20 protein-coding genes are annotated in these 19,568 nt (G+C 66.4%); 7 read left to right on the top strand and 13 right to left on the bottom strand.

Annotated features, from left to right (window positions below; translation table 11 throughout):
- Window positions 1-96: 96 nt before the first annotated feature.
- Entirely contained in the window at window positions 97-1,353 is a 1,257-nt protein-coding gene (locus tag LQR33_RS04125) for a deoxyribonuclease II family protein (RefSeq protein ID WP_231467727.1), read from the top strand.
- 217 nt (window positions 1,354-1,570) lie between these two features.
- Window positions 1,571-2,563, top strand: a complete 993-nt coding sequence (locus tag LQR33_RS04130; RefSeq protein ID WP_231467729.1) for an extracellular catalytic domain type 2 short-chain-length polyhydroxyalkanoate depolymerase — start codon at window positions 1,571-1,573, stop codon at window positions 2,561-2,563.
- Window positions 2,564-2,627: 64 nt separating this feature from the next.
- Here LQR33_RS04130 and aroG read toward each other — a convergent pair whose 3' ends face one another.
- The 6 genes from aroG to LQR33_RS04160 form a co-directional block, all read right to left on the bottom strand.
- Window positions 2,628-3,686 (bottom strand): 3-deoxy-7-phosphoheptulonate synthase AroG, encoded by a 1,059-nt coding sequence (aroG, locus tag LQR33_RS04135; protein ID WP_021478431.1) that lies wholly within the window; start codon window positions 3,684-3,686, stop codon window positions 2,628-2,630.
- A gap of 134 nt (window positions 3,687-3,820) precedes the next feature.
- The gene (gene dksA / locus LQR33_RS04140; RefSeq protein ID WP_021478430.1) at window positions 3,821-4,231 is read right to left on the bottom strand and encodes an RNA polymerase-binding protein DksA; all 411 of its coding nucleotides are present in this window, start codon (window positions 4,229-4,231) and stop codon (window positions 3,821-3,823) included.
- Between the two features lie 284 nt (window positions 4,232-4,515).
- Window positions 4,516-4,821: a c-type cytochrome gene (locus LQR33_RS04145; protein ID WP_046156063.1), complete on the bottom strand. Its 306-nt coding sequence runs from the start codon at window positions 4,819-4,821 to the stop codon at window positions 4,516-4,518.
- A gap of 79 nt (window positions 4,822-4,900) precedes the next feature.
- On the bottom strand, window positions 4,901-5,482 hold the full coding sequence (locus tag LQR33_RS04150) for a YggT family protein (protein WP_166438753.1): 582 nt from the start codon (window positions 5,480-5,482) through the stop codon (window positions 4,901-4,903).
- A gap of 9 nt (window positions 5,483-5,491) precedes the next feature.
- Complete coding sequence (proC, locus tag LQR33_RS04155) at window positions 5,492-6,295, bottom strand: pyrroline-5-carboxylate reductase (RefSeq protein WP_231467731.1); 804 nt, start codon at window positions 6,293-6,295, stop codon at window positions 5,492-5,494.
- A gap of 52 nt (window positions 6,296-6,347) precedes the next feature.
- Window positions 6,348-7,043 (bottom strand): YggS family pyridoxal phosphate-dependent enzyme, encoded by a 696-nt coding sequence (locus LQR33_RS04160; RefSeq protein WP_166438751.1) that lies wholly within the window; start codon window positions 7,041-7,043, stop codon window positions 6,348-6,350.
- 137 nt (window positions 7,044-7,180) lie between these two features.
- On the opposite strand from LQR33_RS04160, the gene LQR33_RS04165 reads away from it, so the two are divergent.
- The 5 genes from LQR33_RS04165 to thpR all read left to right on the top strand — a co-directional run bounded on the left by LQR33_RS04165 (window position 7,181) and on the right by thpR (window position 13,275).
- The gene (locus LQR33_RS04165; RefSeq protein WP_021475421.1) at window positions 7,181-8,218 is read left to right on the top strand and encodes a type IV pilus twitching motility protein PilT; all 1,038 of its coding nucleotides are present in this window, start codon (window positions 7,181-7,183) and stop codon (window positions 8,216-8,218) included.
- A gap of 88 nt (window positions 8,219-8,306) precedes the next feature.
- Window positions 8,307-9,443 (top strand): PilT/PilU family type 4a pilus ATPase, encoded by a 1,137-nt coding sequence (locus LQR33_RS04170; RefSeq protein WP_166438750.1) that lies wholly within the window; start codon window positions 8,307-8,309, stop codon window positions 9,441-9,443.
- Between the two features lie 25 nt (window positions 9,444-9,468).
- Window positions 9,469-11,082, top strand: coding sequence for a response regulator (locus LQR33_RS04175; RefSeq protein WP_231176500.1), 1,614 nt, complete (start codon window positions 9,469-9,471; stop codon window positions 11,080-11,082).
- A gap of 50 nt (window positions 11,083-11,132) precedes the next feature.
- Entirely contained in the window at window positions 11,133-12,746 is a 1,614-nt protein-coding gene (locus tag LQR33_RS04180; protein ID WP_231467733.1) for a response regulator, read from the top strand.
- Window positions 12,747-12,753: 7 nt separating this feature from the next.
- Complete coding sequence (thpR, locus tag LQR33_RS04185) at window positions 12,754-13,275, top strand: RNA 2',3'-cyclic phosphodiesterase (RefSeq protein WP_221667529.1); 522 nt, start codon at window positions 12,754-12,756, stop codon at window positions 13,273-13,275.
- A gap of 6 nt (window positions 13,276-13,281) precedes the next feature.
- On the opposite strand, the gene LQR33_RS04190 is transcribed toward thpR, so the two are convergent.
- The 7 genes from LQR33_RS04190 to gap form a co-directional block, all read right to left on the bottom strand.
- Window positions 13,282-14,067 (bottom strand): TIGR00266 family protein, encoded by a 786-nt coding sequence (locus LQR33_RS04190; RefSeq protein WP_231467736.1) that lies wholly within the window; start codon window positions 14,065-14,067, stop codon window positions 13,282-13,284.
- Window positions 14,068-14,092: 25 nt separating this feature from the next.
- Window positions 14,093-14,569 carry a molybdopterin synthase catalytic subunit MoaE gene (gene moaE, locus LQR33_RS04195; RefSeq protein WP_231467738.1) on the bottom strand — a complete coding sequence of 159 codons (477 nt, stop codon included), beginning with the start codon at window positions 14,567-14,569 and terminating at the stop codon, window positions 14,093-14,095.
- A gap of 1 nt (window position 14,570) precedes the next feature.
- Entirely contained in the window at window positions 14,571-14,822 is a 252-nt protein-coding gene (gene moaD / locus LQR33_RS04200; protein WP_166438745.1) for a molybdopterin converting factor subunit 1, read from the bottom strand.
- A gap of 287 nt (window positions 14,823-15,109) precedes the next feature.
- Window positions 15,110-16,174 (bottom strand): class II fructose-bisphosphate aldolase, encoded by a 1,065-nt coding sequence (gene fba, locus LQR33_RS04205; protein WP_221665460.1) that lies wholly within the window; start codon window positions 16,172-16,174, stop codon window positions 15,110-15,112.
- A gap of 84 nt (window positions 16,175-16,258) precedes the next feature.
- Window positions 16,259-16,888 carry a LysE family translocator gene (locus LQR33_RS04210; protein ID WP_231176515.1) on the bottom strand — a complete coding sequence of 210 codons (630 nt, stop codon included), beginning with the start codon at window positions 16,886-16,888 and terminating at the stop codon, window positions 16,259-16,261.
- Window positions 16,889-17,026: 138 nt separating this feature from the next.
- Window positions 17,027-18,202 (bottom strand): phosphoglycerate kinase, encoded by a 1,176-nt coding sequence (locus LQR33_RS04215; RefSeq protein ID WP_221665462.1) that lies wholly within the window; start codon window positions 18,200-18,202, stop codon window positions 17,027-17,029.
- A gap of 309 nt (window positions 18,203-18,511) precedes the next feature.
- A complete protein-coding gene (gene gap / locus LQR33_RS04220) occupies window positions 18,512-19,522 on the bottom strand; it encodes a type I glyceraldehyde-3-phosphate dehydrogenase (RefSeq protein ID WP_166438741.1) in 1,011 nt (336 codons plus the stop codon).
- Between the last annotated feature and the right edge of the window lie 46 nt (window positions 19,523-19,568).

The raw sequence follows: 19,568 nt of genomic DNA on the forward strand, positions 1-19,568 counted from the left end.
TGAGCCGGCTTAACACCTGACACATATTACTCAATCAGCATGGCGCGGCCGCGCTCGCGGCACGTTTTGAACCATAACTATCACTGGAGAAATGCCATGCCCTCCCAACTTGCCTGGCGCCGCGCCTGCCTGAGCCTGGCGCTCGCCGCGGCCGCGCTGCAAAGCTACGCCGCCCCATCGCCGCTGCTGGACGCCAGCCACCCTGTCAACTGGTGGTTCGCCTTCAAATTCAACGCGGCCTCTTTTCCCGGCTGCGGCAATTCGGCCCAAGTGAACAGCTGCCAGTTCGGCGGCAGCCCGCAGAGCTACGCCAGCGGCAAGAGCTTCAGCCAGCAGTATGTCTACGCCAGCAGCAGCCAGCCCAGCCTGAGCCAGGGCGGCGGCTGCGTCGGCGATACGCCGACGGACCCGGTGGGCGCCACCTTCAGCCAGATCTACAACGGCGCGCTGAACTACGTGGTGTGGAACGACCAGTTCTACGATGATCCGGCCATCCCCTCCTGCTCCGGCAACGCCTGCAACGCGCCCTGGGGACACTCCAAGGGGGTGCTGGCCTGGGACGACCAGGGCAACGGCGTGGTGATGCAGGTGAGCACGCCGTCGTGGCCGGCTTCCGGCAATGCGCATTACCCCCGCACCAGCGACGGCAACACCCTGGGCTGCGTGGCCGACAACGACGTGGAAGTCAGCCAGCACTTCTTCTCGCTGAAGCTGAGCCACGCCGACGTGCTTGCGCTTCTGCAAGGCCTGGCCAATGCCAGCGCGGTCACCGATCCGGGCAACCCGCAGATCGTCAGGAACGGCGGGCCGTCCGACATCCAGGCCGCCGTCCGCCAGTTGGGCCAGCAGTCCGCCAGCGCGATGCCGCAGGTCAGCAAACTGTCCAGCGGCGTCACCCTGATATCCAAGCCGTCAGCCTTGCAGGTGCCGCCGTGGCAGCTGGTTTCGGCCGAATTGGGCGGCATCCCTCTGCGCGCCGCCACCTGGTGGGAAGCCAGCAAAAGCTACGCCATTCCCTCCACCACCCAATCCGGCGCGCCGGCCTGCTGGGACAGCAGCCTACCGGCGCCGGGTCCGGTGGCCATCGCCACCTCCGGCAGTTGGGCCGGCCAGACCTTCTCACTGAAGGGCGGCCTGGGCAAAAACTTCAACCACGCCAAGATAGGCGTCAGCACCGGCGGCGGCATTTCGTACGCGATCTTCGGCGACATGAACCAGGAGGGCGCGCTGTCCGGCAACTGCGCCAGCGCCCAGAACGGCCGCGGCGGCCTGTTCTTCGCGCTGCCCAACGCCGCGCTGGCGCAGTCCATCGCCAAGCTGATCGGCGGCTCCACCGCCGCCTCCGCGCGCTAAACCCGCGCCCGCCGGGGGCCGCACGGCCATGCGGCCCCGGCATGGGAAGCGGGCGGCGCAGCGCCTTGCCGGGCAGTCCGCCTCGCCTCGTCGACAAAAATCGACAATTGTCATTGCCATTTACGCAATGATTTGCCATTTTCATCATGAACACCCGCTCGCCGTTTCCCGCTTTTCCATCCCGCCGGCCGCGCCGGCATGTTTTCGAGGAGCGTTGATGAAACTCAAATCCCTGTTGTGCCTAGCGGCCATGCTGCCGCTGGCGGCCTGGGCCGCCGATCCGCTGCCCGCCTTCCATGGCGATGCCAAGCAGTCGTCGGTTTCCGGCCTGTCGTCCGGCGCCTTCATGGCAGCGCAGTACCAGGTCGCCTATTCCGCGTCGGTAGTCGGCGCCGGCGTGGTGGCCGGCGGCCCCTACTATTGCGCGCAGGGCTCGCTGCCCGGCACCGTGGCGTGCATGGCCGGCCCGCCGCCCCAGCCGGCCCAGCTGCTGGCCAGCGCCAAGCTGTTCGCCGCGGCCGGCCACATTGATCCGCTGGCCGATCTGGCCAAGCGCCGGATCTACCTGTTCAGCGGCACCCAGGACAACACGGTCCGCACCCCGGTGGTGGACGCCGCCGCATCCTTCTTTCAACTGGCGGGCGTGCCGGCGGCGCAGATCGCCTACCAGAAACAGCTGCCGGCCGGCCACGCCCAGATCACGCCCAGCTTCGGCAACGCATGCGGCGCCACCGCCTCGCCCTATATCAACCACTGCACTTGGCAGGGCCAGGGCTACGACCAAGCCGGCCTGATACTGAAGCACATCTACGGCGCGCTGCAGCCCAAGCCTCAGACCACTAACGGCAAGCTGCTGAGCTTCGATCAGACCCCCTATGCCGCCGCCGGCAGCAGCCTGGCCGCCGAAGGCTACGTCTACGTGCCGCGCGCCTGCTTCGCCGGCCAGGCCTGCAAGGTGCATATCGCGCTGCACGGCTGCCAGCAGTACGCCGGCAAGGTGGGCGACGCCTTCTACGCGCACGCCGGCTACAACGAGTGGGCGGACGACAACCGCATCATCGTGCTGTACCCGCAAACCACCACCTCGGCGGCCAATCCCCAGGGTTGCTGGGACTGGTTCGGCTATACCGGTCCCGCCTACGCCTGGAAGAGCGGACTGCAGATGCGGGCGCTGAAGGCGATGGCCGACCGCCTGGTTTCGGCACCCTGAGGCACAGCGGAAACGACGATGCCCCGCCAAGGCGGGGCATCGGGCGGCTGAAACCGGCTGGCGTTTACGCGGCGGCGCGGCGCGCCTTGACCGCGTCGGCCAGCTGGCGCAGCAGCTTCTCGGTATCGTCCCAGCCCAGACAGCCGTCGGTGATGCTCTGACCGTACTTCAGCTCGCAGCCCGGCTTCTGGTCCTGGCGGCCCTCCACCAGATGGCTTTCCACCATCACGCCGAAGATGCCGCGCTCGCCGCCGGCGATCTGGCCGGCGACATCGGCGCTGACTTCCATCTGGCGGCGGTAGTCCTTGCGGCTGTTGGCGTGGCTGAAGTCCACCATCAGCTTCTGCGGCAGGCCGACGGCGGCCAGCTCGGCGGCGGCGGCGCGCACGTGCTCGGCCGAGTAGTTGGGCTCCTTGCCGCCGCGCAGGATCACGTGGCAGTCCGGATTGCCGCCGGTGGAGACGATGGCGGAATGGCCGGTCTTGGTCACCGACAGGAAATGGTGCGGCACGCTGGACGAGCGGATCGCGTCGACGGCGATCTTCAGGTTGCCGTCGGTGCCGTTCTTGAAGCCCACCGGGCAGGATAGGCCGGAGGCCAGCTCGCGATGCACCTGGCTTTCGGTGGTGCGGGCGCCGATCGCGCCCCAGCTGATCAGGTCGGCGAAGTACTGCGGCGTGATCATGTCCAGGAACTCGGTGGCGGCAGGCATGCCCAGGCTGTTCAGCGTCAGCAGCAGGCGGCGCGCGATGCGCAAGCCGGCGTTGATGTCGTAGGACTCGTTCAGGTGCGGATCGTTGATCAGGCCCTTCCAGCCGACGGTGGTGCGCGGCTTCTCGAAATACACCCGCATCACCACCACCAGCTCGTCCGCCAGCGCGGCGCGCAGCGGCGCCAGCTTCTGCGCGTACTCGACCGCGGCGTCGACGTCGTGGATGGAACAGGGGCCGATCACCACCAGCAGCCGGTCATCCTCGCCGCGCAGCAGGGCCGAGATCTCGCGACGGGTGTTGTAGATCAGCTCGGACGCCGATTCGCTGATCGGCAGTTCGTACAGGTGGGCGATCGGGGGAAGCAGTTCCTTGATTTCACGGATTCTGACGTCGTCGGTCTGGCGTTGCATGCGGTAGTCCCTTGTGGCTATGTCGTTTTCTGCATAGCAGCAAGATAACCGGATTTGTCCGCGGGTGACAACCGCCAGACAAAAAGCGCCACGGCCTTGCGGCGGTGGCGCTTGATGTCGGGAAGAGGCGACGCTTAGTCGGCGTACTGGCGCTTCATCCGTTCGCGGCGCTCCTGCGCCTCGACCGACAGCGTGGCGGTCGGACGGGCCATCAGCCGCTTCAGGCCGATGGGTTCGCCGGTGTCTTCGCAGAAGCCGTAGGAGCCGTCATCGATCTGGCGGATGGAAGCCTGGATCTTTTGCAGCAGCTTGCGCTCGCGGTCGCGGGTGCGCAGCTCCAGCGCGTACTCTTCTTCCAGAGTGGCGCGGTCAGCCGGATCGGGCGTGGCTTCCTGTTCTTGCAGGTGGTTGGCGGTAGCGTTGGCGTTTACCAGCAACTCCTGCTGCATTTGCAACAACCGGTCCTTGAAAAACTCAAGGTGGTCGGCGTTCATGTAATCATCGCCTTCCCAGTTGAGGATATCCTGTTCGGTCAGCTTGGCCATGTTTGGTGCTTCCAGCATAGAGTTGGCAACAGGCGGAGAAGATTACCGGCGGGCTAATGTTTGCGCAACTGTATTCAGCGCGAATCCCAATAATCACCGATTGCACTAACATTTTATATAGCCCGTTTCAGTACCGATAACAAGTCCGCCCGAATTGGCAGAAATATAATGGGAATGCCGGTTTCGACCCGGTGTCTCCATACAAGTTCAAAGGCGGCAAAAGCCGCCTTTGAATCCGGGCGAATCCGTTGCGGACTTGCCTCATTACAGCCGGATGCCGGTGTTTATTTCTGGCTCAGCACCCACTTCACCAGCGCCTTCAGGTCGGCATCGGGAATATTCGGATGCGGGGTCATCGGGATCGGCCCCCAGACGCCGGAACCGCCATTCTTCACCTTGGCGATCAGCTTGGCCTCGGCGCCCTTGTCGCCGGCATATTTCTTGGCCACATCCTTGTACGCCGGGCCGACCAGCTTCTTGTCCACCGTGTGACAGGCGGTGCAGCTGTATTTCTGCGCCAGCTGCATGTTCGCCATCGCCGGCGCGGCGGCTGCGCCCAGCAGCAGGGCGGCGAGCAAGGTTTTTTTCATCGAGGTTCTCCCTATCGCGTTTCACGTGGCCGCCCGGGCGGGCGGCCATTGTCAAAGGTATGACAAATAACCTGTTTTATCATCCCATGACATTGAGTTGGGTCAAGAACACTGCTTCGAGCCAGGCCACCGGCGCCGCCAGGATCACCCAGACGATCACCGACAGCGCCATCGGCGCCAGATCCACGCCGCCCACCACCGCGCGGCGGAATGGGCGCAGGAACGGCCGGGTCAGGCTGTCCAGCACCGGCGCCAGCGGATTGTAGGGATTGACCCAGCTGAGCACCGCCTGGACGATCACCGCGCCCAGCAGCAGCTTCAGCGACAGCTGGAACACCGCCAGCACCGACCACAGCGACAGCACCATCCAGGCCTGCGGCAACGCGAAGATCTCCGGCCGCCACCACAGCAGCACCATCAGCACCCGCGCCAGCAAGCACACCAGCCAGGCCAGCAGCAAGGTGGCGGTATCGTAGCTGCGAACCGACGGCACCAGCTTGCGCGTCGGCAGCACCAGGAAGTTGGTGGCCGCCACTACGAACTGGCACAAGGGGTGTTTGAACGGCGCGTGGGCGACCTGCAGGTAAAAGCGCAGCACCAGCACCAGCGCGAACAGGTCGGTCAGAATCTGGATCAGGGATTGCAAGGTAGAAACGAACATGATGCGGCATCACTCCTGGCTGAGTTCGCGGCCCATCTCGATCGAGCGGTCGCGGCAATCCATCGCGCCGGCGACGATGGCCGCCTTGACGCCTTCGGCTTCGAAGCGCGCGATCGCGCGCTCGGTGGTGCCGCCCTTGGACATCACGTTGCGGCGCAGCTCGGCCACCGGCAACGGGCTTTGCCGCGCCAGCTCCACCGCGCCGTCGAACGTCGCCAGCGCCAGCTCGCGCGCTTGGGCTTCGCCGAAGCCGGCCTTCACGCCGGCCTCTATCATGCTTTCGATGAAATAGAACACATAGGCCGGGCCGCTGCCGGAGACGCAGGTGATGTCGTCGATGCCGGCCTCGTCGGCCAGCCACACGGTCAGGCCGGCGGCGCGCATCACGGTCTCGGCCGCTTCGCGGTCGGCGGCGGACACCGCAGCGTCCGCGTACAGGCCGGACACGCCCTTGCCGACCATGGCCGGGGTGTTGGGCATCACCCGCACGATGCGGCGGCTGCCCAGCCAGCGCGCCAGCGCGTCCAGGCGGATGCCGGCGGCGATCGACACCACCAGCGCGCCGTTAAGCACAGGCGCCAGCGCCAGGCACAACTCGCGCAGCTGCTGCGGCTTGACCGCCAGCACCACCACCTCGTCGGCGGAGAAGTTTTCCGGCAGCGTCTGGCTGCCGCTGGCGCCGAAATCTGCGGCCAGCTGATCCAGCTTGTCCTGCTGATGCTCCACCACGTGGATGCGGTGGCCGCCCTGGCGGGCCAGCCCGCCGATGATGGCGCCGGCCATATTGCCGCCGCCGATGAATGTGATCCGCATAGCGTCCCCTTGTGATTGCGTCGGCCCCGGCGCGCGCCGGAAGCCGGAATGTTCAATGTTGGTAGTCGCGCTGGCCGAAGATGGCCGAGCCCACCCGCACCAGGGTGGCGCCTTCGGCCACCGCCGTCTCCAGGTCGGCCGACATGCCCATGGACAATGTGTCCAGCGCCAAGCCCTCTGCGTTCAGCTGCTGCAGCAGGCCGCGCAGCCTGGCGAACTGCGCCGCCAGCCGGGCGGCGTCCTGGGTCGGCTCCGGAATGCACATCAGCCCGCGCAGGCGCAGCCTGGGCAGCGCAGCCGCCGCGCGGACCAGCGCCGCGGCCTCCTCGGGCGCGCAGCCGCTCTTGCTGTCCTCGCCGGACACGTTGACCTGCACGCAGACATTCAGCGGCGGCAGGCTGTCCGGCCGCTGCGCCGACAGCCGCTCGGCGATCTTCAGCCGGTCGATCGAGTGCGCCCAGTGGGCGCGCTCGGCGACGACGCGGGTCTTGTTCGACTGCAGGGGCCCGATGAAGTGCCATTCTATATCCAGGCCGGCCAGCGCCTCGCACTTCTGTTGCAACTCCTGCACATAGTTCTCGCCGAAGGCGCGCTGGCCGCAATCATAGGCGGCGCGCAGGTCGTCGGCGGGAAAGGTCTTGCTGACTGCCAGCAGCGTCGCGGCGCCCGGCGGCCGGCCAGCTGCGGCGCAGGCCGCGTCCAGACGCAGCCGCACCTGCTGCAGTCGGGAAGAAAGGGAATCGGTCATGTCGTTTTCATTTCCGTGAAGCGCCCGGCGCGGACGCGGCGGGGATATCCGGCCGCCCGGCAAGCGCATACAATGGATTGCGGATCCGGCCATGCCAACGGAAAACCGGCGGGCGACTATGCATAGTGGAGAATTATATGGAAATTTCCGAGCTCCTGGCTTTTACCGTCAAGAACAAGGCTTCCGACCTGCACCTGTCGGCCGGCCTGCCGCCGATGATACGGGTCAACGGCGACATCCGCCGGATCAATCTGCCGCCGCTGGACCACCATGACGTGCACGACATGGTGTACGACATCATGAACGACTACCAGCGCAAGACTTTCGAAGACACCTACGAGTGCGACTTCTCGTTCGAGCTGCCCGGCATCGCCCGCTTCCGCGTCAACGCCTTCATCCAAAACCGCGGCATGGCCTCGGTGTTCCGGGTGATTCCCAGCAAGGTGCTGACGCTGGAGCAGCTGTCCGCGCCGCGCATCTTCCAGGACATCGCCAACTACCCGCGCGGCCTGGTGCTGGTCACCGGCCCCACCGGCTCCGGCAAGTCGACCACGCTGGCGGCGATGATCGACTATGTCAACGAAAACGCCTTCTCGCACATTCTTACCGTGGAGGACCCGATCGAGTTCGTCCACGAAAGCAAGAAGAGCCTGATCAACCAGCGCGAGCTGGGCCTGCAGACCCACAGCTTCGCCAATGCGCTGAAAAGCGCGCTGCGCGAAGACCCGGACGTGATCCTGGTCGGCGAATTGCGCGATCTGGAAACGATACGGCTGGCGCTGACCGCCGCCGAAACCGGCCACCTGGTGTTCGGCACGCTGCACACCAGCAGCGCGGCCAAGACCATAGACCGGATCGTCGACGTATTCCCCGCCGGCGAAAAGGAAATGGTGCGCTCGATGCTGTCGGAATCGGTGCGGGCGGTGATCGCCCAGACGCTGCTGAAAACCAAGGACGGCTCGGGCCGGGTGGCCGCGCACGAGATCATGATAGGCACGCCGGCCATCCGCAATCTGATCCGCGAGAACAAGATCGCCCAGATCAACTCGATGATACAAACCGGCCAGCAGCACGGCATGCAGACGCTGGACCAGTGCCTGGCCGACCTGACCCGGCGCAATATGGTGTCGCCGAACGAGGCGCGCGCCAAAGCCAGCAACAAGGACGCATTCTGAGCCCCGCCGCGGCGGAGGCCGGCCGCGACCGCCCGCCGCAACGATAGCGGGCTAGACTGTATCAGCAGTTCACGCAGGAAACGCCGCTATGGAAAAAGACCAGGCTTCGAAATTCATCCACGACCTGCTCAAGCACGCGACGGGCAAGAACGCCTCCGACATCTTCATCTCCGCCGACTTTCCGCCGGCGATGAAGATAGACGGCAAGATCACGCCGGTGGCGCCGCAGGCGCTGACCGCACAGCAGAGCAAGGAGTTGGTGCGCGCGGTGATGAACGACCGCCAGACCGAAGAGTTCGAGACGAAGAAGGAAGCCAATTTCGCGATCAATCCGCCCGGCGTCGGCCGCTTCCGCGTCAGCGCCTTCATCCAACAGGGCACGGCGGGCATGGTGCTGCGCAAGATCAACACCGACATTCCCACCTTCGACCAGCTGACCCTGCCCGAGGTATTGAAGGACATCGCGCTGATCAAGCGCGGGCTGGTGATTTTCGTCGGCGGCACCGGCTCCGGCAAATCCACGTCGCTGGCCGCGCTGGTGGATTGGCGCAACACCCATAACCAGGACCACATCATCACGATCGAAGACCCGATCGAGTATGTGCACACCCACAAGAAATCCATCGTCACCCAGCGCGAGATCGGCGTAGACACCGAGAGCTGGGAAATCGCGCTGAAGAACACGCTGCGCCAGGCGCCGGACGTGATCCTGATGGGCGAGATCCGCGATCGGGAAACCATGGCCTACGGCCTGCAGTTCGCCGAGACCGGCCACCTGTGCCTGGCGACGCTGCACGCCAACAACGCCAACCAGGCGCTGGACCGCATCCTCAACTTCTTCCCCGAGGAACGCCACCAGCAGGTGCTGATGGACCTGTCGCTGAACATGCGCTCCATCATTTCGCAGCGCCTGGTGCCGCACAAGTCCGGCAGCGGCCGGGTGGCGGCGGTGGAAATCCTGCTCAACAGCCCTCTGGTGTCGGACATGGTGTTCAAGGGCGAAATCGCAGGGCTGAAGGAAGTGATGGGGCGCTCGCGCGAGGCCGGCATGCAAACCTTCGACCAGTCGCTGTTCGAGCTGTACGAGGCCGAGCTGATCACCTACGAGGACGCGCTGCGCAACGCCGACTCCATCAACGACCTGCGCCTGAGAATCAAGCTGTACAGCGAGAGCGCGCGCAACCGCGACCCGCTGGAAGGCATAGACCACCTGGATATCGTTTGAGACCGGCCCCGAGCCGGCACCCACCATGCAATTCGACGCCAACACCACCGTACTGATCATCGAAGACTCCCACACCGTGCGCCAGGGTCTGCGCACCATGCTGTCCATGGCCGGCATCACCCGCTCCGACGCCGTCAGCAACGCCAGCGAGGCCCGCAACCGGCTGCGCGGCAAGCACTACGAAGTGGTGCTGTGCGACTACAACCTGGGCGAAGGCATGGACGGCCAGGAGTTGCTGGAAGCGATGCGCAAGGGCGGCAACCTGCCGCTGTCCACCATCTGGATCATGATCACCGGCGAGCGCCATTACGAACGGGTAGTGGCCGCCGCCGAGATGGCCCCCGACGACTACATCCTCAAACCGTTCGCCTCCCAGCTGCTGCTGGACCGGATGAACCTGGCCGGCCAGCGCAAGACCTTCCTCGCGCCGGCGCACAAGCTGCTGGCGCAGGGCAAGGTAGAGCAATCGATACAGGTGCTGCTGCAGCTGGCGCGCGAGACGCAGAACCCGCAATACCGGCTGGACGCCAAGCGCCTGGCCGCCGAGCTGCTGGTCAACGAGGGCCGCCAGGGCGAGGCGCTGAGCATCTACCAGGAGCTGCTGACCCAGCGCGTGATCCCCTGGGCCAAGATGGGCGTCGCCCGCATCGTCGCCGAGCAGGGCGAAAGCCAGGAATCCAACGCGCTGCTGCGCGAGATCATCGCCGACGCGCCACGCTACACCGACGCCTACGACCTGCTGGCGCAGAATCTGATCGACGACGGCCAGTACCAGACCGCCGCCGTGGTGCTGGAAAAAGCAGTGGCGATCTCGCCGCGCAACTTCAACCGCCTGAAAAGCTGCGGCACCGCGCTGCTGCGCTGCGGCGACCCGACTAAGGCCGCCGACTACCTGCAACGGGCAGTGGAAATCGGCCGCAACAACAACTTCTTCGGCCCCGACGTGCTGGTGGACCTGCTGCAGGCCTACAGCGAGAGCGGCCAGACCCAGCAGCTGGACCGGCTGCAGGCGGAAATCGCCGGCCGCATCGACGAGCTGCCCGGCGGCAAACTGACGATGGCCGTATGCCGCGCGATGACCGCGCTGGCCCAGCAGCGGCCCAGCGACGCGCTGGGCCAGCTGCAGGGCGTCGCCGGCGAGCTGCGCGCCCGCGAAACCGACTTCTCCTCCGCCCAGCGCTTCTTGTCCGCCGCGGTGCGGCTGCCGACCGAGCTGAGCAACGAGCTGCCGCAGCAATGGGGCCACGGCATCGCGCTGCGCTTCGCCGACGGCCGCCACGAGCTAGGCACGCTGCTGGAAATCTCCCACAAGCACGAAGCCGGCCACGCCGCCATCGAAAACGCTTACGAAACGCTGCAGCAGGAGAGCAACAAGGCGGTGGAGCTGGCCGGCAACGGCAAGCTGGAAGAAGCCGCCGCCATGCTGTACCAGCTGTCGCAGGAAACGCTGAACGAGCGCATCAGCATGAACGCCTGCGCGCTGTTGCTGCGCACCTGCGAGAATCTCCACAAGGCGAACCGCGACTTCGCCGAGGCGCAGCGCCAGGTGCAGCGGCTGATCGATTGGCTGCCGGAAGACAACGAGCGCGTGCGCGGCTTCCTGCGCCGGCTGCACGCGCTGAACCCCGACTGCGAATAAACCCGCCCGGCAACCCTTCCGCCGGCGCGCCGGCCCACGCGAGAGGCGATATGGCATTCGACGAAAACACCACAGTGCTGATCGTAGACGACGCCCACAGCATGGCGCAGGGCATACGCGCCATCCTGGCGATGGGCGGCGTCACGCAATCGGAAACCGCCAGCCACGCCGGAGAGGCGCAGAACCGGCTGCGCGGCCGCCGCTACGACGTGGTGCTGTGCGATTACAACCTGGGCCTAGGCATGAATGGCCAGGAGCTGCTGGAGGCGACCCGGCGCACCGGCGCGCTGCCGTTGTCCACGCTGTGGGTGATGATCACCGGCGAGCGCAACTACGGCCAGGTGGCCAGCGCCGCCGAACTAGTGCCCGACGACTACATCCTCAAGCCCTTCACCACCCAGCAGCTGCTGGACCGGCTGGAGGCGGCCGCCCGGCGCAAGGCCTTCCTCGCCCCGGCGCACCGGCTGCTGGACAAGGGCAAGACCGAGCAGGCGATCCAGACCCTGGGCGGGCTGATCGCCGAGGCCGACAGCCGCCAGCAGCGGCTGGACGCGCAGCGGCTGTGCGGCGAGCTGCTGGCGCGCGAGGGCCTGCACGAGGCGGCGCTGCGGCTCTACCGCGAGGTGCTGTCCAAGGATGAACTGCCCTGGGCCAAGATGGGCGTGGCCCGTATCCTGTCCGAACAGGGCGACGGCGGCGGCGCCAATACGCTGCTGGACCAGGTGATCGCCGAAGCGCCGCGCTACACCGAAGCCTACGACCTCTTGGCGCAGAACCTGACCGACGACGGCAAGTATTCGGACGCCGCCGGCGCGCTGGAAAAGGCGGTGGCGATCTCGCCGCGCAACTTCAACCGGCTGCACCACTACGGCACCTCGCTGCTGCGCAGCGGCGACGCCACGCGGGCGGTGGAGCCGCTGCAGCGCGCGGTGGACATCGGCCGCGGCAACAGCTTCTTCGGCCCGGAGGCGATGGTGGATCTGCTGCAGGCGCGCTGCGAAAGCGGCCAGACCCAGCAGCTGGACCGGCTGCAGCACGACATCGCCGCGCGCCAGGGCGAGCTGCCCGGCGGCCCGCTGACGATGGCGGTGTGCCGCGCGCTGACCGCGCTGGCCCAGCAGCGACCGCAACAAGCCGAGACCCATCTGGCCGAGGCCGCGGAATGGATACGCGCGCCGGAAACCGACTTCGCCAGCGCGCTGCGTTTCCTGTCGGCAGCGGCCAAGCTGCCCGACGAGCATGGCGCCGAGCGCGCGCCGGACTGGGCGCGATCCATCGCGCTGCGCTTCGCCGACAGCCGCCACGAGCTGGGCAGCCTGCTGGAAGTAGCCGCGCCGAGGCCGGACTGCGGCGACGCGGTGAGCGTCGCCTACGCCGAGCTGCAGGACAAGAGCCGCGCCGCGCTGGAGCAGGCCAACCAGGGCAGGCTGGAAACCGCCGCCGCGATGCTATACAGCGAGGCGATGCGGACGCTGAACTGCCGACTGGGCCTGTACGGCTGCGCGATGCTGCTGCGCATCGCCGAAAACCGGCAGGAGGCCGGCCAGGACTACGCCGGCGAGATGCAGAGCCTGCGCGAGCTGCTGCACTGGCTGCCGCACGACAACGAACGGGTGCGCGGCTTCGTCAAGCGCCGCCAGGCGCTGATCCGCCACGAGGATTGAGGCCGGCATGCGCGCCTTCCTGGCCTGCCTGCCGCCGCCGGAATGCCTGGCCGGGCTGCAAGCATGGCAGAAGCGCTTGCGGCGACAGGCCGGCGGCCGCGCGCTTGCCGCGGCCCAACTGCACCTGACCCTGGTTTTCCTGGGAGAACTGACGCCGCTGCGGCTGCAACAGGCCGCCGACTGCGCCGAACGGGCGGCGGCCAACCTGCCGCCCGCCATCGTGCTGGACGGCTGCGGCAGCTGGCGCGATGTGGGCTGGTGCGGACCGGCCTATCCGCCGCCGGCGCTGCGCGCGTGGGTGGAAGCATTGAAAACGGAGCTGCGCGCGGCGGGTTTGGCCATCGAGACTCAAGCCTACCGCCCGCACGTGACCTTGCTGCGCCGCCTGGCGCGGCCGCTGCCGGAACAGGCGCTGCCGCCGTTGACTCTGCCATTGGAGGAAGTGGCGCTGCTGGCGTCCGAGCTGCGCGCCGACGGCGCCCGCCACTACCGGCTGGACGGCTGGCGCCGTCAGCCCAGGGCCAATTGACGCGCCCTAGTTCTTGTCGCTGAACAAGCCGCCCAGCAGCGAGCCCTGTTCTTTCGATTCCCCGCCGGCGCGCGGCGCGGCGGCGACGATGCGGTCGGCCAGCCGCGACAGCGGCAGCGACTGCAGCCACACCCGGCCCGGACCGGTCAGCTTGGCGAAGAACAGCCCCTCGCCGCCGAACAGCGCGCTCTTCAGCTTGCCGACGTACTCGATGTCGAAATCGACGCTGGGCTGGTAAGCCACCACGCAGCCGGTATCCGCCCGCACCGTCTCGCCCGGCTGCAGCTGCAGCTCGGTCAGCGCGCCGCCGGCATGCAGGAACACGTAGCCGTCGCCCTCCAGCTTCTGCATGATGAAGCCCTCGCCGCCGAACAGGCCGGTGCCGATGCGCTTCTGCCAGGCCAGACCCAGGCTGACGCCCTTGGCGCCGGCGAGAAAGCTGTCCTTCTGCGCGTACAGCACGCCACCCAGCTCCAGCAAATGCACCGGCACGATCTTGCCCGGCGTCGCGGCGGCGAAGGCCACCTTGCGCCGGGCATGCGACTGGTTGGCGAACACCGTGGTGAACACCGATTCGCCGGTCAGCAAGCGCTTGCCGGCGCCCAGCAGCGAGCCGAGCACGCCGCCGTCGCGGCCGGAGCCATCGCCGAACACGGTGTCCATCACGATGCCGTCCTGCATGTAGTACAGCGCGCCGGCCTCCCCGACCGCGGCCTCGCCCGAGTCCAGCTCCACCTCGACGTACTGCATGTCGTCGCCGAACACCTGATAGTCGATCACATCCATCGTCATGCCCAACCCCCTTTGAAATCGCCGATCAAGCCTGGCCGGCTGGATCGTCCCAGCGCGCCGCAGCCGCCTCGTCGCTGGCCTTGGCGTCCACCCAGTGGCGGCTGCCGTCGGCCAGAATCTCGCATTTCCAGAACGGCGCCTGCCGCTTCAGATAGTCCATCAGGAAGGACGCGGCCTCGAAGGCGTCGCGGCGGTGGCCGCTGGCCGTCACCACCAGCACGATATCGTCGCCCAGCGCCAGCCGGCCGACGCGGTGGATCAGCGTCACCCCCTTCAGCGACCAGCGCTGGCGCGCCTCGCAGACGATGTCGGCCAGCGCCTTCTCGGTCATGCCCGGATAATGCTCGAGCTCCAGCGCCACCACATCCTGGCGGTCGCCGTAGTCGCGCACCAGGCCGGTGAAGCTGACCACCGCGCCGCAGGCCGGATTGGCCGACCAGCGCCTGACCTCGGCGCCGACGTCGAAGTCCTCAGTCTGCACCCGGATATGGTTGACGGTCATCTCAGCCCCCGGTCACTGGCGGGAACACCGCCACTTCGTCGCCATCGGCCAGCGGCGTGTCCGGCCTCGCCATCTCCTGGTTCACCGCCACCCGGAACACCTTGTCCGCGGCCAACTCCAGCGCCCAGGACTGGCCGCGCTGGCGCAGCTCGGCCAGCAGCTCGGCCACATTGGCCGCCTCGCTGTCCAATTGCTCGCTCTCCACACCCAGCGTCTCGCGCAGCCGGGCGAAATACAGCAGGCTCAATTTCATGGGTCCCTCCTGATTCTTGATCCGAATACCGGCAGTGTATGCAAACCGCCGGGCCGGGCCAATGCCGGCGCGCAAACATCGCTCATTGGCAAAAAAAAACCCGCCGCGAGGGCGGGTAGGGCAGTCTGCATGGCAACCGGCGTCGCTCGGATGAGCCTAGGCCGGTGTGCATACGAATCCCATTCCTGAAATGACAAATGAATTATTGCTTCCCAGGCAAAGCCTTGCAAGCGCTTTTACATCTTGCTTACAAAGCCTGCCCCGCCTCATTCATCGTCATCCGGCGCTCAACGCACGATTTGCGCGAGCTCGCCCTTCAGGTATTTATTGGCCATCGAGTCCAGATTGATGGCCTTGATCTTGCTCGCCTGGCCGGCGGAGCCGAAAGCCTCGTAGCGGGCGATACAGATGTCGCGCATCGCTTCGATGGTCTTGGCCAAGTATTTGCGCGGGTCGAACTCGGCCGGGTTCTTGGCCATGAACTGGCGGATGGCGCCGGTGGACGCCAGGCGCAGGTCGGTGTCGATGTTCACCTTGCGCACGCCGTGCTTGATGCCCTCGACGATCTCCTCAACCGGCACGCCGTAGGTTTCGCCCAGGTCGCCGCCGTATTGGTTGATGATCTGCAGCCATTCTTGCGGCACGCTGGACGAGCCGTGCATCACCAGGTGGGTATTGGGGATGCGGGCGTGGATTTCCTTGATGCGGTCGATGCGCAGCACGTCGCCGGTGGGCTTCTTGCTGAACTTGTACGCGCCGTGGCTGGTGCCGATGGCGATGGCCAGCGCGTCCACGCCGGTGTCCTTGACGAAGCGGGCGGCTTCTTCCGGGTCGGTCAACAGCTGGCTGTGGTCGAGCACGCCCTCGGCGCCGACGCCGTCTTCCTCGCCGGCCATGCCGGTTTCCAGGCTGCCCAGGCAGCCGATCTCGCCTTCCACCGACACGCCGCAGGCGTGGGCGAAGTTGACCACGGTGCGGGTGACGCCGACGTTGTAGTCGTAGTCGGCCGGGGTCTTGCCGTCGGACTTCAGCGAGCCGTCCATCATCACCGAGGAGAAACCCAGCTGGATCGAGCGCTGGCAGACGTCCGGGCTGGTGCCGTGGTCCTGGTGCATCACCACCGGGATGTGCGGGAATTCTTCGATCGCGGCCAGGATCATGTGGCGCAGGAAGGGGGCGCCGGCGTATTTGCGGGCGCCGGCCGAAGCCTGCACGATCACCGGCGCGTCGACCTTGTCGGCAGCTTCCATGATGGCGCGCATCTGCTCCAGGTTGTTGACGTTGAAGGCCGGCAGGCCGTAACTGTATTCAGCCGCGTGGTCCAGCAGCTGGCGCATGGAAACGAGTGCCATGAATCTCTCCCTCATAAGCCCCGCGCTTCGCGGGGCCGGTTCGAAAAAAACGGCTGACGATGGTCGAATCGGCAGCCGTGATGCTTATTGTCGAGACAGGCCGGTCAGCAGCAGGCCGGCGCCGACGAAGGCGCCGCCGCTGAAGCGGTTGACCAGCCGCAGCCGGCGCGCGCTGTTCAGCCAGCGGGCGAGCCGGGCGCCGCCGCTGGCGTAGCTCAGCTGCCAGCTCGACTCGATCAGGTAGAAGGTGGCCGCCAGGATGGCCAATTGCGGCCCCTGCGGCTGATGCGCGTTCATGAATTGCGGGAACAGCGCGGTGAAGAAGATGAAGGCCTTGGGGTTGCTCATCGCCACCAGGAAACCGCGGCGGAACAAGGCCCACGGGCCATGCTTGTCGCTGTCGTCCTCGCGCAGCTCGGCCACCGGCTGCGGCAGGCTGCGCCAGGTCTTGATTCCCAGATAGACCAAGTACAGCGCGCCGGCGTATTTGACGATGGAGAACAGCAACTCGGACGTCGCCAGCAGCGCGCCCAGGCCGGCCACCGAGCCCAGCATGATCAGGCCCAGCGCGGTCATCAGCCCGAAACAGGTCATCAGCGTGCGGCGCACGCCGTAATGGATGCCGTGCGTCATCGCCAGCAGCATATTGGGGCCGGGCGTGGCGGAAACGAAGAACACGGTGGTGACGAACAACAACCAGGTTTGCAGCGACATCACATTCTCCTGCTGGGGGGATACCCGCCAGTATAACGGAGCGGCCGCCTCAAGCGGCTGGTCATGGGCCCGCGGTACGCCAAAATAGCCATTTTCTTCAAGCGCATGGCGGCCACGCCGCCATGCGATCCTTCTCTTTTAGCCCGCGCGCTCGGCCAGGATGGCCACCGCCGGCAGCTCCTTGCCTTCCAGGAATTCCAGGAAGGCGCCGCCGCCGGTGGAGATGTAGCTGATGCGCTCGGTGATGCCGTATTTGGCGATCGCCGCCAGCGTGTCGCCGCCGCCGGCGATCGAGAACGCCTTGGACTCGGCGATGGCCTGAGCCAGCGTCTTGGTGCCGTTGCCGAACTGGTCGAACTCGAACACGCCGACCGGGCCGTTCCACACCACGGTGCCGGCCTGGGCGATGATGCCGGCCAGTTGCTGGGCGGAATCCGGGCCGATGTCGAGGATCATGTCGTCGGCGGCCACTTCGGCCACGTTCTTGGTCGTCGCGGCGGCGGTCTCGGCGAATTCCTTGGCGCACACCACGTCGGCTGGCAGCGGCACGTCGCCGCCGCGGGCGCGGATCTTGGCGATCACGCGCTTCGCGTCTTCCACTAGCTCGGCCTCGGCCAGCGATTTGCCGATGGCCTTGCCCTCGGCCAGCAGGAAGGTGTTGGCGATGCCGCCGCCGACGATCAGTTGGTCCACCTTGTCGGCCAGCGCTTCCAGGATGGTCAGCTTGGTCGATACCTTGGAGCCGGCGACGATGGCCACCAGCGGGCGGGCCGGCGCCTGCAGCGCCTTGGAGAGCGCGTCCAGCTCGGCCGACAGCAGCAGGCCGGCGCAAGCCACCGGCGCGAACTTGGCCACCGCGTGGGTGGAAGCTTCGGCGCGGTGCGAAGTGCCGAAGGCGTCGTGGACGAAGACGTCGCACAGCGCGGCGTAGGCGCGGCCCAGTTCGTCGTTGTTCTTCTTCTCGCCCTTGTTCAGGCGCACGTTCTCCAGCATCGCCACCTCGCCCGGCGCCAGCTCGACGCCGGCGTGGAAGTCGGCGATCAGGCGCACCGGCTTGCCCAGCAGCTCGGACAGGCGGGCCACCACCGGCGCCAGGCTGTCTTCCGGCTTCGGCTCGCCCTCGGTCGGACGGCCCAGATGGGTCATCAGCAGCACGGCGGCGCCGGCTTTCAGGCAGTGCTCGATGGTGGGCAGGCTCGCGCGGATGCGGGTGTCGTCGCCGATCACGCCGTTCTTCAGCGGCACGTTCATGTCCACGCGGATCAGCGCGCGCTTGCCGGAAAGATTCTGTTCGGAGAGTTTGTTGAATTTCATCGTTTCACTCGCTCGGTTGGATGCGGAACGGTCCGGCAAGCGGCGGGCCGCCAGTCTTGCGGAACAGGCTAGGGCGAAACCACGGGCAATCCTTTTTCGACGCGCGGGCTGTCGCAAAATTTCCCGTCCGCTGCCGCCGTATCCGGCGCGCTGGGCGCGCTAACCGGTGATCGCCCCTATCCGGCAGTGTATGCCGATCAGGCGGCGTCACTTTAACACCAATCAAATTTTTTGCGCGCTCTATGTAACAAAACAACAGGGCGAATGGCATGAAACCACCGCCCGCCCCGCCGTTCTGCGCCGTCCGCCTCAGCGGCCGAACATCGCGCGCGCGGTGCGCAGCATCTGGCAGCTGAAGCCCCACTCGTTGTCGTACCAGGCCAATACCTTGACCAGGTTGCCGCCGGTCACCTTGGTCAGCGTGGAGTCGAAGGTGGACGCTTCCTCGGTGTGGTTGAAGTCTCCGGACACCAGCGGCAGGGTGTTGAAGCCCAGGATGCCCTTCATGCTGCCGTTGGCCGCGCCTTGCAGGATCTCGTTGATCTCGTCCTTGCAGGTGTCGCGCATCGCGGTGAAGGTCAGGTCCACCAGCGACACGTTGATGGTCGGCACGCGCACCGCGAAGCCATCCAGCTTGCCCTTCAGCTCCGGCAGCACCAGGCCGACGGCCTTGGCCGCGCCGGTCTTGGTGGGGATCATGTTGTCGGTGGCGGAACGGGCGCGACGCAGGTCCTTGTGCTTGACGTCGGTCAGCACCTGGTCGTTGGTGAAGGCGTGGATGGTGGTCATCAGGCCCTTCTTGATGCCGATCGCGTCGTTCAGCGCCTTGGCCACCGGCGCCAGGCAGTTGGTGGTGCAACTGGCGTTGGACACCACAGTCATCTCAGGCGTCAGCGTGTCGTGATTGACGCCGTAGACGATGGTGGCGTCGACATCATCGCCGCCCGGCGCGGAGATCAGCACTTTCTTGGCCCCGGCCGCGAGGTGGGCCTGGCACTTCTCCTTGGTGGTGAAGGCGCCGGTGCATTCCAACACCAGGTCGACTTCCAGCGCCTTCCACGGCAGCTCGGCCGGGTTGCGAGTGCTGAAGAACGGAATCTTGTCGCCATTCAGGATCAGGTGTTCGCCATCCTGCTCGACGCTGCCGGGGAAACGGCCGTGCACGGTGTCGAACTGGGTCAGGTGGGCATTGATGTTCAGGTCGCCGGAGGCGTTGACCGCCACCACCTTGAAGTCGTCGTGCAACTTGTTTTCGTAGATGGCGCGCAGAACTTGGCGGCCGATGCGGCCGTAACCGTTGATGGCGAGGCGGATGGTCATGCTTCTCTCTTCTCCAGGGTACTGAATGTAGTGGCGGCACTACATG

It is taken from the genome of Chromobacterium piscinae (genome assembly GCF_021129175.1).
GTDB classification, from domain to species: Bacteria; Pseudomonadota; Gammaproteobacteria; order Burkholderiales; family Chromobacteriaceae; genus Chromobacterium; species Chromobacterium piscinae.